Source organism: Saccharopolyspora sp. (assembly GCF_017434145.1).
Classification (GTDB): Bacteria; Actinomycetota; Actinomycetes; order Mycobacteriales; family Pseudonocardiaceae; genus Saccharopolyspora_C; species Saccharopolyspora_C galaxeae.
The window spans coordinates 1-15,110 of sequence record NZ_JAFRFW010000548.1 but is presented as its reverse complement, the minus strand read 5'-3'; the positions used below and the strand labels follow the sequence as shown (position 1 = coordinate 15,110).

The 15,110-nt window shown below is 69.0% G+C and carries 12 protein-coding genes, 1 tRNA gene and 1 other RNA gene; 4 read left to right on the top strand and 10 right to left on the bottom strand.

All coding sequences use genetic code 11. From position 1 onward, the window contains the following. Nucleotides 1-404: 404 nt before the first annotated feature. From IJH84_RS15315 to IJH84_RS15305, 3 genes are all read left to right on the top strand, one after another. A complete protein-coding gene (locus IJH84_RS15315) occupies nucleotides 405-1,859 on the top strand; it encodes a carboxylesterase family protein (protein ID WP_295145583.1) in 1,455 nt (484 codons plus the stop codon). 29 nt (nucleotides 1,860-1,888) lie between these two features. Then, complete coding sequence (locus IJH84_RS15310) at nucleotides 1,889-2,038, top strand: hypothetical protein (RefSeq protein WP_295145581.1); 150 nt, start codon at nucleotides 1,889-1,891, stop codon at nucleotides 2,036-2,038. 62 nt (nucleotides 2,039-2,100) lie between these two features. Continuing rightward, the gene (locus IJH84_RS15305) at nucleotides 2,101-3,813 is read left to right on the top strand and encodes a bis-aminopropyl spermidine synthase family protein (protein ID WP_295145579.1); all 1,713 of its coding nucleotides are present in this window, start codon (nucleotides 2,101-2,103) and stop codon (nucleotides 3,811-3,813) included. A 414-nt stretch (nucleotides 3,814-4,227) separates the two neighbouring features. Here the strand turns inward: IJH84_RS15305 and ssrA are convergent. The 9 genes from ssrA to IJH84_RS15260 all read right to left on the bottom strand — a co-directional run bounded on the left by ssrA (nucleotide 4,228) and on the right by IJH84_RS15260 (nucleotide 13,703). After that, nucleotides 4,228-4,597: a transfer-messenger RNA gene (gene ssrA, locus IJH84_RS15300) on the bottom strand. Nucleotides 4,598-4,711: 114 nt separating this feature from the next. Beyond that, nucleotides 4,712-5,641, bottom strand: coding sequence for an amidohydrolase family protein (locus IJH84_RS15295; protein ID WP_295145577.1), 930 nt, complete (start codon nucleotides 5,639-5,641; stop codon nucleotides 4,712-4,714). 26 nt (nucleotides 5,642-5,667) lie between these two features. Further along, nucleotides 5,668-6,144: an SsrA-binding protein SmpB gene (gene smpB, locus IJH84_RS15290; protein WP_200072648.1), complete on the bottom strand. Its 477-nt coding sequence runs from the start codon at nucleotides 6,142-6,144 to the stop codon at nucleotides 5,668-5,670. 35 nt (nucleotides 6,145-6,179) lie between these two features. Further along, entirely contained in the window at nucleotides 6,180-7,082 is a 903-nt protein-coding gene (gene ftsX / locus IJH84_RS15285) for a permease-like cell division protein FtsX (RefSeq protein ID WP_200072647.1), read from the bottom strand. A 43-nt stretch (nucleotides 7,083-7,125) separates the two neighbouring features. Continuing rightward, nucleotides 7,126-7,815 carry a cell division ATP-binding protein FtsE gene (gene ftsE / locus IJH84_RS15280; protein ID WP_200072646.1) on the bottom strand — a complete coding sequence of 230 codons (690 nt, stop codon included), beginning with the start codon at nucleotides 7,813-7,815 and terminating at the stop codon, nucleotides 7,126-7,128. 172 nt (nucleotides 7,816-7,987) lie between these two features. Then, nucleotides 7,988-9,094 carry a peptide chain release factor 2 gene (prfB, locus tag IJH84_RS15275; RefSeq protein ID WP_295145572.1) on the bottom strand — a complete coding sequence of 369 codons (1,107 nt, stop codon included), beginning with the start codon at nucleotides 9,092-9,094 and terminating at the stop codon, nucleotides 7,988-7,990. A gap of 99 nt (nucleotides 9,095-9,193) precedes the next feature. Beyond that, complete coding sequence (locus tag IJH84_RS15270; protein WP_200072644.1) at nucleotides 9,194-9,691, bottom strand: PadR family transcriptional regulator; 498 nt, start codon at nucleotides 9,689-9,691, stop codon at nucleotides 9,194-9,196. Between the two features lie 951 nt (nucleotides 9,692-10,642). Further along, a tRNA-Met gene (locus IJH84_RS15265) sits at nucleotides 10,643-10,716 on the bottom strand. Between the two features lie 92 nt (nucleotides 10,717-10,808). Continuing rightward, entirely contained in the window at nucleotides 10,809-13,703 is a 2,895-nt protein-coding gene (locus IJH84_RS15260; protein WP_200072643.1) for a UPF0182 family protein, read from the bottom strand. 187 nt (nucleotides 13,704-13,890) lie between these two features. Between IJH84_RS15260 and IJH84_RS15255 the strand changes: the two genes are divergently transcribed. After that, nucleotides 13,891-14,412 carry a PPA1309 family protein gene (locus tag IJH84_RS15255; protein ID WP_200072642.1) on the top strand — a complete coding sequence of 174 codons (522 nt, stop codon included), beginning with the start codon at nucleotides 13,891-13,893 and terminating at the stop codon, nucleotides 14,410-14,412. A 244-nt stretch (nucleotides 14,413-14,656) separates the two neighbouring features. On the opposite strand, the gene IJH84_RS15250 is transcribed toward IJH84_RS15255, so the two are convergent. After that, nucleotides 14,657-15,110, bottom strand: a 454-nt coding sequence (locus IJH84_RS15250) for a S16 family serine protease (RefSeq protein WP_295145568.1), incomplete at its 5' end; no start/stop codon positions are given.

Sequence of the window (15,110 nt, the reverse complement as noted above, 5' to 3'; positions counted from 1 at the left end):
GATGAGGGTGTAGGCCGCCAGGCCGAACAGGGCCAGCGCGATCGCGCCGCCGAACACGGTCGCGACGAGCACGGGCACGGGCCGGGCGGACGGCTGGGCCAGAGCTTGCTGCTGCGGCGGCACTGCTCCACCCGGTTGCTGGTTCTGCCACTGAGGTTGCTGCACGATCCGGCACGTTATCCCGCGAACGCTCGCTGCAACCGCGTTTCCGCGAAATCCGGTGCGCGGAAGCGGGCCCGCCGAACCGAGGCGCATCCGCTCTCCGACCGACTCGGAGCGTCGTCGCTAGCATCGGCGAGCGACGTCGACCTAACCGTCCACAGTGGTCACAACGCGCATCGGCCGGTGTGGTGACCGATCCGCGACGAACCGGGCGGCCTTCCCCGCCCGAAACGGAGGCAAGCATGATCGTGGGCACGTCGAAGGGCTCCGTGCGCGGGCGGCGGTGCGGTTCCGGCCATGCGTTCTCCGCGATCCCCTACGCCGCGCCGCCCACCGCCCGCTTCGCCGCGCCGCAACCGCACCCCGGCTGGGACGGAGTGCGGGACGCGACCCGCCCGGGTCCGACGGCTCCGATGCCCGAGCACCGGCTCGGCCGGCTCGACATGCGCCCGTTCCTGGGCCCGGGATGGGTGCGCGGCGACGACCACCTCACGGTGAACGTGTGGACCCCGGACGCGGCGACCCGCGGGCTACCGGTGATGGTCTTCGTGCACGGCGGCGGTTTCGTGGCCGGGTCGGCGCGGGGATCGCTCTACGACGGCGAATCGTTCACCCGCGACGGCGTGGTGCTGGTGACACTGAACTACCGGCTCGGCGTGCCGGGCTGGCTCTCGGTGCCGGGACGGCCGGACAACCGCGGTTTGCTCGACGTGCTGATGGCACTGCAGTGGGTGCAGGAAGAGATCAGCGCGTTCGGCGGGGATCCGGACAACGTGACGCTGTTCGGTCAGTCCGCGGGCGCGATGATCACCGCAGCGGCCCTCGCCGATCCGGCCGCACGCGGGCTTTTCCGCCGCGCGATCAGCCAGAGCGGCTCGGGTACCGGCGCGTTCGCCCCGGCGCAGGCGGAACTGCTGAGCTCGGCGCTGGCCCGCGATCTCGGAGTCCGGCGGGACGACATCCCGGAGATCCCGGATGAGCGCCTGCTGGCTGCGCTGGGCGCTTTGGCGCCGGTGGACCCTCGGGTGCATGGGCGGGCTGATCCGTTCCTCGGCATCTCCCGGCTCGGGCCGGTGCTGGAACGGCCGCCCGCGGAGGTTCTCGCCACCGGAGCCGGGTGCGACGTCGATCTGATCGTCGGCACCACCGAGGAGGAGGCCAACCTCTACCTGGCCGACCAGCAGTCCACAATGGAAGATGTGCGAGTCGTTGCGGCGCAAGCACATCCCGACCCGGATCGGCTGATCGCCGCCTACCGCGAGCAACGACCGGGCGCCTCCGCGGGCGAACTCCGCTCGGCGATCTGGAGCGACGGCGTGTTCGGCGCGGGCAGCCGCAGCCTCGCCGACGCGCACTCCGCGCACCCGGCAGCGACCTACCGCTACGAGTTCGCCTGGCCGTCCCCGGCGCTGGAGGGGCAGCTGGGCGCGTCGCACGGCGTCGAGCTGCCGTTCGTGTTCGACCGCGCGCACGACCCCGAGCTGCACGGCCCCGAGAAGCTGCTGGGCGAGCCGGAAGCACCGGCGGAACTGGCCCGGGCGATGCACTCGGCGTGGATTTCCTTCGCCACGAACGGAGATCCCGGATGGCCGCAGCACGTGCTCCCGCAACGGCGCACCATGCGCTTCGCCGAAGAGTCCGCAGTGGTAAACGATCCGCGTCCGGTCGAGCGCGCCGCCTGGTACGTGCCGAGCTGAGCACCGCCCGCCCTTCCATTGTCGAGGCGATGAGCCGCGGGACCGCCGCGCCGTGCCCGGTGGAAGCGGGAATCATCGATCCGGAGCTGCTCGGCGAAACCCCTGTTACCGATCGGATGGGCACCGTCGAGAACTGGCTCCGCGAAGGTCTCGAGAACGGTTACGCACTGGTCGACTGAACGCCCGAACCGCAGCACAACCAGGGTCCACCAGCGTATTCGCGCTGTGGGAGAGTACGCCCGTGCCCACCGACGAAACGCCTTCAGCGCCTGCCCGCGACGCACTGCAGAACGCGGAACAGCTGGTGTCGGCGGCCGGTGCGCACGCGCGTCCGTTGCGCGAGATCATCGCGCTGCTGACGGAAGGCCCGCACACGCTGGCGTCGCTGGTCCGGCTCTCCGCGGTATCCCGCCGCGGCGTCGAGGCGGTGCTGGAAGCGGTCGGCCCCGACCTGATCACCGGCGAAGACGGCATCCGCCTGCGTCCGGATCGCGCGGAAAGCTACCGGGAGCGGTTCGGCTACCAGCAGCTGCGGCGAGTCCGGCTGGCCGATCCGCTGGCGCCCGCGCTGGAACGGCACCGATCGACGATCGACGAGATGGATCGCCTGATCGCGGCGGCTCCGCGGGGACGGCAAGCGCTGGACCACGTCTCGGCGACCGCGGAAACGGTGGTGCGGCGCGCGTTGTGGCTGGACGCGACGTTCGACCTGTCCGGTGCGCAGTTGCTCTGCGCGGGCGACCACGACCTGACGTCGCTGGCGGTGGCGCAGGTGAACACCGGTGTCGCGATCACCGTCGTCGACGTGGACGAGCGGATCCTGGAGTTCATCGACGAGCAGGCGCGGCGGCGCGGGCTGAACATCCGCTGCCTGTTCGCGGATTTCCGGTTCGGTTTCCCGAGCGCTGCCAAGGAATCCGCGGACCTGCTGATCACCGATCCGCCTTACACGCCCGAGGGCGTGGCGTTGTTCCTCTCCCGCGGCCTGGCGTCGCTCCGGGACCGCGAGCTGGGACGGCTGGTGCTGGCCTACGGCTTCGGGGAGCGGCAGCCGACGCTGGGGTTGAAGGTCCAGCGGGCGATCCAGGAACTGCACCTGGTCTACGAAGCGATCCTGCCGGACTTCAACAGCTACGCTGGCGCGCAGGCCGTGGGCAGCGCCAGCGACCTGTACGTGTGCAGGCCGACCTCGCGGACGTGGAAGGCGTTCGACGCCCCGGCGCGGTCGTCCGCACCGAACATCTACACCCACGGCGCGCAATCCCTGGAAGGCGCGAACGCCGCACTCGACGAGCCGACGATCGAAGCACTGCGCACGGCCGCCACCGGCGAGCAGGACCTGCCGCTCGCGGTGCTGGCCGACGGGTGGCAGCCCTCGTTCGGCAACATCGGCCACGTGCGGCTCGGCACGCTGATGTCGAGCGGGCTGCCCGCCGCGATCACCAGGCAGCCCTCGTTCGCCGTCGCAGCCGACCTCTCCGCCGACCCCGGTCCGTGGTTGCTGCGCGTATTGCTGGCGGTCAACGCCGAACGAGTCGTCCTGCTGGTGCCCGGCGAGCACCCCGACGTCGCAGGCGAAACGGCTCGGCGGGAGTTGGGCGACCTCATCGCGGACAAGTACGCGCTGCGATTCCGCCGCAACGAGCCGGATTCCCGCTACGCGCTCGTCGAAGCCGCGCTGGTAGGCGCTCCTTCCGCGCGGCTGACCCGCCAGTTGCTGGACCGGGCGCACGGCAAGATCGGCAACGTGTGGCGCGACGGGCTGGTCCGGTTCAGCCGCGACTCGGCGCGAGGGCCGATGACGAAGAACGCGGCGCGGGAACGCATCCAGCTCACCGCACGGCGCCCCGATCTGCTCGATGCCACGCTGATCGAACTCCCGCGCGGCCGAATCCGAGAGCTCTGCGAAGAAGCGGCGGCATCGCTGGAGAACCGCGAGCCGTCACAACCCTGACACTGCCTTGTCAACCGCCCGCATTGTTCAGCGACCATGGCGGTACGGACGACGCCCACGTCGATCGGAAAAGGCGAACACGGTGCGGACACGCCGGACTCCGATTTCGCCACCGGCTCCAGGCAGCTGCCAGTTCCGACCACCGTGGACCCTCGAAACGCCATTTTCCCTGTTCATTGCCCGAAAACAGTCGACATACCTGCCGAGTGCGCGACCGCGGGCCGACAAGGACCAGACGCCAGCCAACGCAAACACCGCCGGAGGCTGGTCCACGACCCAGCCACCAACAACAATACGGTGCGGAGCCGACAAAAGCCGACCACCGCACCGTGGGGGCCTGCGGGGGCTCGGCCCCCGCAACTAACACGACAGGCACCGGCGAACCCGCAGCCGCGGTGAGCAGCATCCGCCGCCTCGTGGAGGTGCCGGGAATCGAACCCGGGTCCTCCGTCGCTTCACCAAGACTTCTCCGTGCGCAGTCCGCTATGCCGCTACTTGGCTCCCTCGGTCTCGCGAACTAGCCGAGGTGACGAGCCCAGTCGCTGTTGGATGTCCCACCAGGCCCCGCGACCGGTCCTGATGGTGCAGCCTCCTTGTCGATGCCGGATTCCGGGTCGGAGGCGTACCCGGTCCGACAGAGTTGCTCCTCGCTCAGGCAGCGAGGGCGAACTCGCGCTGACTCTTGTCGGCGCTTATTTGTTCACGGCGACGCTTTCGGTGGTCTCCCGCCTGCACCGGCACGCTTCTCTTGGATCAACTCACGGAGTCGAAACCGTTCACCCCCTTGTCGGCTGCCATCGAGCGCAGCCGTACCGTTCATTCACTTCCAGGCCGCTCGGGCCTTCCCACAGCATAACGTGTGGCCCTCGGCAGATCATTCCAATATCCCCGAACCTCGTCACGCCTGGTCCGCGCCGTCGACGCCGAGCAGCCGGGCCGGATTGCGCAGCAGCGCCGCACGCAGGAAGTCGGTGCCCAGGCGGTCGTCGGCCCCGGCCCAGCCCGCGATCGCCGCGAGCTGCTCCGCGTACGGGTACGGGATGTTCGGGAAGTCCGTGCCGAGCACCACGCGGTCGCGTACGGCGGCCAGTTGCGCCGACCAGTCAGCCGGCAACGGTGCGAACTGCTCGGTGAAGGCCACCCCGACCATCGTGGTGTCGAGGTGCACCCGCTCGTAGCGGTGCACCAAGTCCAACGCCGCGCCGTACTCGGGCATTCCGGCATGAGCGAGGACCGCGGTCAGCGACGGATGCCTGCGCAGCACCTCGCCGAACACGTCCAGCCCGGTGTGCGCACCGCGCAGCGGGCCGTGCCCGCAGTGCACCACGACCGGCACGCCGGCTTCGGCGAGCCTGCCCCAGCATTCGTCGAGCAGCGGGTCGCGCGGGTCGAACCCGCCGACCTGAACGTGCACCTTGACGCAGCGGGCTCCGGAGTCGAGCGCGGCGCTCAGCGAGCGGGCCATGCCCGGCTCCGGGTAGAGGGTGGCCGTGGGCACCGCACCGGGCGTGCGCGCACCGAAATCCAGCGCCCACTCGTTCAGCCACTCCGCCATGCCGGTCTTGTGCGGGTACACCAGCGGCGCGAACGTCGTGACGCCGAGTTCGCCGAGCAGCCGCAGCCTGGTCGGCTCGTCGTGCCGGTAGTGGATCGGCCAGTCCATGCCGTAGTGCGTGCCTGCCTGGTCGAAGTAGGCCCACACCTTCTGCAGCACGCGTTCCGGCAGGAAGTGCGTGTGCAGATCGACCAGGCCGGGGATGCCGAGCTCGGCCAGCCACGGCCGCACTTGCGCGTCGGTCTCCGGTCCCGTCAGTTCCGGCCCAGTCACGTCCGGCCCAGTCACGTCCGACGTCGTCACACGCGGCCCTTGCGCACTCGGCCGACGTGCCGCGCCATCTCCCGCTCGGCGTCCCGCTTGGCCATGTCACGCCGCTTGTCGTGCGCCTTCTTGCCGCGCGCGAGGGCGAGTTCGACCTTGGCCTTGCCGTCGGAGAAGTACATCGACAGCGGGACCATGCTCAGCCCGGTCTCCTTGATCTTGCCGAGCAGCCGGTCGATCTCCCAGCCGTGCAGCAGCAGCTTGCGGGACCTGCGCGGCTCGTGGTTCGTCCAGGTCCCCTCGGTGTACTCGGGGATGTGCGCGTTGCGCAGCCACACTTCGCCCTCGTCCACGGTGGCGAACGCGTCCACCAGCGACGCCTTGCCCTGCCGCAGGCTTTTCACCTCGGTACCGGTCAGCACGATGCCGGTCTCGTAGGTGTCCAGCACCGACCAGTCGTGCCGCGCCTTGCGGTTCTGGGCGATGAGCTTGCGGCCGCGTTCCTTCACCATGCTTCGACTCTAAGCCAGCTGGTCAAACCCATTTCCTAGAGCCGCACGTACAGCCGCAGCGTGACGTAACCGGTGGTCGCCGAGATCGCCGCCGCCACCAGCAGCATGATCGGGGAAACCGCGCCGATGTCGGCGTAGCCGATCTCCGGGATGATGCCGGTGCCGAACACCGGCCCCATGACCCTGTCGATGAACGCCGCCTTCGATATCAGCAGTCCGACGACCGCCAACACCGCGCCGAGCAACCCGGACACCATCGCTTCCAGCAAGAACGGCAACTGGGTGTACCAGCGCGTGGCCCCGACCAAGCGCATGATGCCGGTTTCCGTTCTCCGGTTGAACGCCGAGAGCTGAATCGTGTTGGAGATCAGCAGCAACGCGCCGAGCGCCTGCACCAGCGCGACCGAGAACGTCGCGTTGCGGATCCCGTTGAGCACGTTGAACAGCCGGTCCAGGTACTCGGCCTGGTCGACGACGCTGTCCACGCCGGGCTTGCCCTCGAACTTCTGCTGGATCGCGCCGAACCGCTCGGGGTCGCTGAGCTTGATCCGCAGCGAGGCGGGCATGGCTTCCTTGCGCGCCACGTCCCGCAGCTCCTGCATGTTCTCGAACGCCTTCTGGAAGTTCGCGAACGCCTGGTCCCGGTTCTCGTACTTGACCGACTGGACACCGGACGACTGGGTCAGCTCGCCCTTGAGCCCGGCGCACGGCTGCTGCGTGCAGCTGCTGTCGTTGGCGCTGATGTCGTCGGTCAGGAACACCACGACCTCGACCCGGTCCTGGTAGACGTCCTGCATCCGGTCGATCAGCCGGACCACCAGCAGACCCCCGCCGAGCAGGCCGACCGAGATGGCCGTGGTGAGGATCATGGCGATGGTCATCGTGACGTTGCGCCGAAGGCCGTTGATGACCTCGCTGAATACGAAGCTCGCGCGCATCTTGGAGTGTGCTTCCTGGCTGGGTTCGGGGGTGCGGGACGGGTCAGCGGCCGACGCCGTAGACGCCGCGGGCGTCGTCGCGGATCACTCGGCCGACGCTGAGTTCGACGACGCGGCGCCGCATGGAGTCAACGATCGAATGGTCGTGCGTTGCCATCAGCACTGTGGTGCCGGTGCGGTTGATCCGCTCCAGCAGCAGCATGATGTCTTGACTCGTATCGGGGTCGAGGTTGCCCGTCGGTTCGTCGCACAGCAGGACCAGCGGACGGTTCACGAAGGCGCGGGCGATCGCCACGCGCTGCTGCTCCCCACCGGAGAGCTCGTGCGGCATCCGGTCCGCCTTGCCGTCCAGGCCCACCAGCTGCAGCACTTCCGGCACCACCTTGCGAATGGTGTGCCGGGGCTTGCCGATGACCTCCAGCGCGAACGCCACGTTCTCCGCGACGGTCTTGTTGTTCAGCAGGCGGAAGTCCTGGAACACGCACCCGATGCGCTGGCGCAGCCGCGGGACGCGGCGGCGTGGGAGTTTCGCGACGTTCCAGTCGGCCACGAACACCCGGCCCCGGGAAGGCACTTCCTCGCGCAGCAGCAGCCGCAGGAAGGTCGACTTCCCCGAGCCGGAGGGGCCGATGAGGAACACGAACTCGCCTCTGTCGACGCCGACGGAAACATCGTCGAGCGCGGGGCGGGTCGAGGTCTTGTAGCCCTTGGACACGTGCTCAAGCCGGATCACGGGCGGTGAGTTTACCTGCGACCGTTCGGGGGATTACGGCTCACCCGGGCCAGTCCGCGAGCACCCCGAGATCGGGGTTCCCACCGCAGGTCAGCGCTTGATCATCGACCCGGTGGGCGATCGGCTCGGTTCACCCGCAAGGGCGGCGGGCCGCTCGGCCCGGCGGCGTCGGTCAGGCCGCGGCTTCCTGCTGGCGGCGCCAGCGGATGCCCGCTTCCAGGAACCCGTCGATCTGGCCTTCCAGCACCGCCTCCGGGTTGCCGACCTCGTGCTCGGTGCGCAGGTCCTTGACCATCTGGTACGGGTGCAGCACGTAGGAGCGCATCTGGTTGCCCCAGCTCGACCCGCTGTCCTTGAGCGCGTTGAGCTCGGCGCGCTCCTCCTCCCGCTTGCGGGCCAGCAGCTTGGACTGCAGCACCCGCAGCGCGGCGGCCTTGTTCTGCAGCTGCGACTTCTCGTTCTGGCAGGAGACCACGATGCCGGTCGGCTGGTGGGTGATCCGCACGGCCGAGTCGGTGGTGTTCACGCTCTGCCCGCCGGGGCCGGAGGAGCGGTAGACGTCGACCCGGATGTCCTTCTCCGAAACTTCGACGTGGTCGGTCTCCTCCACCACCGGCAGCACTTCGACCCCGGCGAACGAGGTCTGGCGGCGGCCCTGGTTGTCGAACGGGGAGATCCGCACCAGCCGGTGGGTGCCCTGCTCCACCGACAGCGTGCCGTAGGCGTAAGGGGCGTTGACGCGGAAGGTCGCGGATTTGACGCCGGCTTCTTCGGCGTAGGAGGTGTCGTAGACCTCGACCGGGTAGTCGTGCCGCTCGGCCCAGCGCACGTACATCCGCATCAGCATCTCGGCGAAGTCCGCCGCGTCGATGCCGCCTGCTTCGGCGCGGACCGTGACCATCGCGGAGCGTTCGTCGTACTCGCCGGACAGCAGGGTGCGGACCTCGAGGGCATCGAGTTCCTTCTTGAGCCGGTTCCGCTCCTCGTCGGCTTCGGCGACGCTGGCCTGGTCGCCCTCGTCCTCACCGAGCTGGTAGAGCACCTCCAGGTCTTCCACCCGCTGGCGCAGGTCGGTCACCTTGCGCAGCTCGTTCTGCCGGTGCACCAGCTGGCTGCTGACCTGCTGCGCGTGCTCGACGTCGTCCCACAGGTCCGGCTTGGCGGCCTCGGCCTCCAGTTCGGCGATCTGCGCGCGCACTGCGTCCAGGTCCATGACGCTCTCGATGCCTTCGAGCGTGGTGGACAGTTCCTTGAGGTCTGCGGCGACGTCGGGATTCACGGTGTTCAAGGGTACTTCACCAGCGGGCTCCGGCCCACGAGGACGGGCCCCGCGGCACCGGAAACGATTCCCCGGCCCACCGCGGGCCGGGGCTGCGGCTCATTCCGGAATGGCGTCGAGCAGTTTGATGATGGCTCGGTTGTGCGCGACGGTGAAGTCGGCCGCCGCCTTCTCGTACGGGTCGTCGGCGGCCTTGGCGGCGTTCTTCGCCTCGTCCAGCTTCGCGGTGTACTGCGCGCGGGCGGATTCGACGAGGGCGGTGCGCTGCTTGGCCGTCAACTGCCCGGCGTGCACCAGGCGCAGGATGAGCGGGCTGCGGACGTTGTCCGGCCCGGGTTCGGTGTTCAGCCAGGATTTGAAGGCGCGCTTGCCCGCGGCGGTGATCGCGTACTGCTGGCTGGAGCGGGGGCCTTGCTTGCCGAGCCGCAGCAGTCCGGACTCGGTCAGCGCGGGCAGTTCCCGGTACACCTGGCTGCGGGTCACGCTGAAGAAACCACCGAAGCGTTCGGTGGCGGCAGCGACGAGCTGCCCCCCGGTCTTCGGGCCGTCGTGCAGCAGCCCCAGCAGGGCGGCGGATGTCGCGTTCAGCTCAGTCACGAGTCCCACGGTGCCACGGCCCTCCTAGGCTGTCCACAATGGTCGGCCGTTCTGTCCACTGTGGTTGCAGCGGACTGCTCCGGGTGGACCAGCGGCCGTCTGCGGTGCGTGAGCGGATGCCTCCGTCCTGGCGTGCTCCAGGGCACATCGCTCTGCCAGAAAGGCGAACGGGGCGCCCGCCTGCTCGTTCCGGAGCCTGTGCGAAGAGTCCGCAGCGGCCTCCGTCGCTACCTGATCGTGCGGTCTACCTGCACGAAACGGTGCGGTTGAGCGCCAAATAGGACGGTCACTGCGCGTTACTCGACATGCTGTGCCGACTGATCGTCGTTCCGGCGGTCGTGTTCGGACGGAGGTCGAGGATGTGGCGCGGCGGCGGACTGCTCGGATTTTTCAGTTGTGTGCGCAAAAAATTTCGCTCCAGGCGTCACGTGTGCGCGGTGTGCACCCGCCCGATGCGCCCGCTGCCGGGTGTGGCGCCTGCGGATCGCCTGTGTTCCCCCGCGTGCGCCAAGATCTGGGCGCGCTCCACCCGATCTCCTTGACTCCCAACACTTTCCTCGCACTCGCACCGTCCTCTTACGCCACAAGCACCGCTCCCTTCCAACCCCCATACCCCAGAACACACCCCCACATGCCCGAATCCACAACCCGCGCCCCACGCGAGACCCATCGACTTACCGATGAGCCCGCAGCACCCCACCTCACACCGCGATGCGAAGCGAGCCCCGCAGGCCCACACAAGACACACCTAGTCGAAGCGACCACGACTGCGACTCGACCGCCCCGCACATTGCTGGTCGCTCCCCAGGCCCTTGGACTCGAAACGCAAGGAGCCAACGCGCCGCAACCACCGCACCGTGGGGGCCTACGGGGGCTCGGCCCCCGTACAAACACCGCCCCAAACGGGAAGAGGCCCCCGCCAACAGGCGGGGGCCTCAAACACACTGCTCGTAGCGGGGACAGGATTCGAACCTGCGACCTCTGGGTTATGAGCCCAGCGAGCTACCGAACTGCTCCACCCCGCGCCGTCTTTCGTTGTGCCATCAGCTTACGCGACGGGTCGTCGGGTGAAGAACCGGGGGGTGGGTCGCGTCGCGCGGCGACCCACCCCCTGGCCTCAGCCGCCGTTGCCCTGGAGTTGCTCGAACCGGGCGATGGCTTGGTTGAGCTGCTGGAACGAGGTGCCGAGGTCGCCGAGGTTGCCGGACTGCTGCGCGGAGCGGACCTGTTCGAGCGCGCCGCGGATGTCCGAGACGGCCTGCTGCAGCTCGGGTGTTGCTTGTTGCCCGGGCTGCCCGGGCGGTTGCTGCTGCTCGGGCGGTCGTTGCTGCTCCTGTCCGGGGCCGGTGGCGTCGCCCGCGCCTGCGCCGAAGATCTGTTCCAGTGCCTTCGGCAGGGTTTCGGCGAAGCCGACGTCGCCGCCGAACGAGACGAGCACCCGCGCGAGCTGCGGGTAGGAGTCCTGCTCGTTGCGCTGGATGTAGATCGGCTCGACGTAGAGCAGCCCACCGGCGACGGGCAGCGTGAGCAGGTTCCCGAAGATGGGGCGGACGTTGGGGTTGTTGAACAGGGTGCGGTTCTCGGTGACCTCCGGGGTGGATTCCATCTGGTTCTGGACCTGGTTCGGCCCGGCGGTCTGGGTGTTGGTGGGCAGTCGCAGCACGGTGAGCTTGCCGTAGTCGCGCGGGTCGGAGGAGGCCGAGACCCAGGCGGCCATGTTCTGCCTGCGCAGCGCGGTGAGCGCGCTGGTGAGCTGGAACTTCGGCCGGTCTTGGCCGGGGACTTGGGCGACGACGTAGTACGGCGGCTGCTGGTTGCCTTGTGCGGCGGAGCCACCTTGCCCGTTGCTGGTGGGGTCCGGCGGGACTTCCCAGAAGGTCTGGGTGGAGTAGAAGTCCGCCGGGTTGTCCACGTGGTATTCGGTCAGCAGGCTGCGCTGGACCTTGAACAGGTCTTCGGGGTAGCGGAAGTGCCTGCGCAGTTCGGGGCTGATCTCGCTGGAGGGTTTGACGGTTCCGGGGAACACGCCTTGCCAGGCCTTGAGCACCGGGTCCTGGTCGTCGACGGAGTACAGGTCGACGCTGCCGTCGTAGGCGTCGACGGTCGCCTTCACCGAGTTGCGGATGTAGTTGATCTGCTGGTTCGGCTGGCGCTGCACCCCGGGCAGCGTGTCGTTGGTGGCTTCGCCGAGTTCGGTGAGTTCGGAGTACGGGTAGTTGTTCAGCGTGGTGTAGCCGTCGACGATCCACTTGATCCGGCCGTTGACCACTGCCGGGTAAGGGTCGCCGTCGACCTTCAGCCAGGGCGCGGCCTTCTGCACCCGGTCGCGCGGGTTCCGCTCGTAGATGATCTTCGAGTTGTCTCCGATGGCCTGGTTGAACAGGATGTTCCGCTCGGTGTAGTGCGCGGCGAAGATCAGCCGGTTGAACCAGTTCCCCAGCGGCACGCCGCCCTTGCCCTGGTAGGTGTAGGCGCTGCGGTCGGTGTCGTACTCCCGCGGCGCGTCGCCCGGGTCGCCGCCGACGATGGCGTAGGTCGACGCGAGTTCGCCGAAGTAGCTGCGCGGCTGGTCCACGGGGATCTCGCCGCGGCCGCCGTTGGCCACGTCGCTGACCGAGAACACCGGGTAGCCGCCCTGGGTGCGGCCTTCCTGGTAGGTCGAGTCGACGCGGTCGGCCGGCGCGCTGACGAACCCGTTGCCGTGCGTGTAGACCATGTGCTGGTTGATCCAGGACTGCTGGTTGGCGGCCAGCCCGTTGGTGTTGATCTCACGCAGCGCGACCAGGTAGTCCTGCAGCTGCCCGTCCGGGCCGCGGTAGCGGTCCACGTCCAGCTTGTCCGGGAATCCGTAGAAGTTGTACTGCTGGGTGAGCTGGGTGAACGTGTCGGACAGCACGCTCGGGTCCAGCAGCCGGATGTTCGGGATGGTGCCGGGGTCGTCGGCGACCTGCTGCGGCTGCAGGTTCGTCACCCCCGGGTAGTCCTTGACGTCGACGTTTTCCGGGCCGATCTTGAAGGCGTTGCGGGTGGCGTCGATGTTGCGCTTGATCGACTCGGCTTCGCGCTGGTTGGCGTTCGGTTTCACGGAGAACTGCTCGAGCAGCGCGGGCCCGACCGCGCCGACCAGCACGCTGGAGAGCACCAGCAGCACCGTGGCCAGCGCCGGGATCCGCAGGTCGCGCAGGAACACCGCGGCGAAGAAGGCGCAGGCGCAGAACACCGCGATGCACAGCAGGATCAGCTTGGCGGGCATCAGCGCGTTCAGGTCGGTGTAGGTGGCACCGGTGAACAGCGAGTTGCGCTGGGACAGCAGCAGGTCGTAGCGGTCGAAGAAGTAGTCGACGGCCTTGAGCAGCACGAAGATCCCGGCGAGCACGGCCAGCTGCACGCGGGTGGGCGCGGCGAGCTGCCCGGCACGTCCCGCCAGCCGGACGCCGCCGAAGATGTAGTGCGTGACCAGCGCGCCGAGGAACGCGACGGTGACGGCGACGAAGCTCCACGACAGCAGCCACCGGTAGAACGGCAGCTCGAAGGTGTAGAAGCTGATGTCGTGGCCGAACTGCGGATCGGTCTTGCCGAACGGGACGCTGTGCAGGAACAGCTGCACGGTCTGCCAGTCGGCCTGCGCCGCGAGCCCGCCGAGCACGGCCACCGCGACCGGGATGCCGATGGCGAACAGCTTCGGCCGCGCGCTGATCACCGTGCGGTACCGGGCGAGCGGATCTTCCGGGCCGCTGACCGGGACGAACACCGGGCGGGTGCGGTAGGCGATCCAGAGGTTCAGCAGCAGCACCGCACCGAGGAAGACCGCGGCGGCCGCGCCGAGCGCGACGCGGGTGAGCACCTGGGTGGTGAACACGCCGCGGTAGCCGACTTCGCTGAACCAGAGCCAGTCGACGTAGGCACCGACCAGGCTGGACCAGATCAGCAGCGCCACCAGCACGATCCCGCCGATGATCAGCAGGATCCGGCTGCGCCGGGACAGTTTCGGCATTCCAACCGGGGGCCGCATGGCCACAGCGCACACTCCAGGCGACGATCGACGGGCCGGCGGGGTGCACGGACCCCGCATGATGTTCAACTCTACGACGTCGCCGGGGGTTTCCCGGAGCGCACTCGGATTCCGGCGAATCCGGCATCTCGCCCGCAGGTCACGGCGGCTGCGCCGCGCCTGCGGTCCGGCTGCGACGATGACCGGCATGTCAGCCGCTTCCGGCGAGGAGCTCGCCGCCGCCCTGCCCGGTTCCGCCCGCGAGATCGAGGAGTTCGTGGCCGCCGCGGGCTGGGATCAGCCCGCGCAGATCTTCGCGCTGGTGCCGACCGCCCAGCTGCTGGCCAACGAGCCGAACCTGGCCGAGGAACTGGATCCGGAAGCCCCGCTGACGCCGATCGCGCAGGACTCGCTGCCCGCCGAGGACCTCGGCGACGCGCTGTCCCGGGTCGCCTGGCCCGAGCAGGTCGCCGGGTGCGCGCTGGTGCAGGAGATCGTGGTGCTGCCGCCGGAAGCCGAGGCGGAACTGCCCTCCGACGACGAGCAGGCGCGCGAGACGGCGGCCGAACATCCGGACCGGCAGGAGGCGCGGCTGGTCGCGGCGGTGCTACGGGACGGCGGTGAGACCTGCGTGCTGCGGCTGCGCGTGGCCGAGGAAGGCGAGCTGATCCAGGATCCGTCGCTGGCCCCGAACCTCCTCCGGGCGCTGCATGAAACCTTCGCCGCCTGACCTTCCGCCGACGCGCCGGTGCTTCGCCCGATCACCGCGAACGCATGCGGAGTGAGCGGACCGTTCGTCCGAGTAGATTCGGCGAAAGTTCCGTTCACTCCGAACGATCCGGCTTGCCCCCGCGGCTCGAGATCGAGCCGACACGCCCGCGGCTCACTTGATCAGCGCATCGACGTGCCGAGTGAGCGGACCGCTGGTCCTAATAGATTGGGCGAGCGGTCCGTTCACTCCTGGTGAACGGTGGTCAGCAGCTCGGGGGTACGCCGCCTGCGCGGATGGTGTCGAGTGCCTTGGTGGCCTCGTCGAGAGTGCCCGCCCGAACCAGCTGCAGTCCGTCCGGAGCCTGCGACTTCGCCTCCGCGCAGTTGCCCGCGGGCACCATGAAGATCGTCGCGCCGGCCTCCCGGGCCATCGTCATCTTGAACGGGATGCCGCCGATCGGTCCGACCTGGCCGGTGTCGGTGATCTCGCCGGTGCCCGCCATGAACTTCCCGCCGTTTAGCTCGCCCGGCGTCAGCTTGTCCACGATGGCCAGCGAGAACATCAGTCCGGCCGAGGGCCCGCCGACGTCGGCGAGGCTGATGTCGATGCGGAACGGCACGTCCGGCTGCCCGCTGGCCGCGACCCCGAGGAACCCGTTCGGCCGCCCGTCCGGCGCCGGGGCGAGCGGCACCGGCACGGTGCGCGGCGCTTCGTCG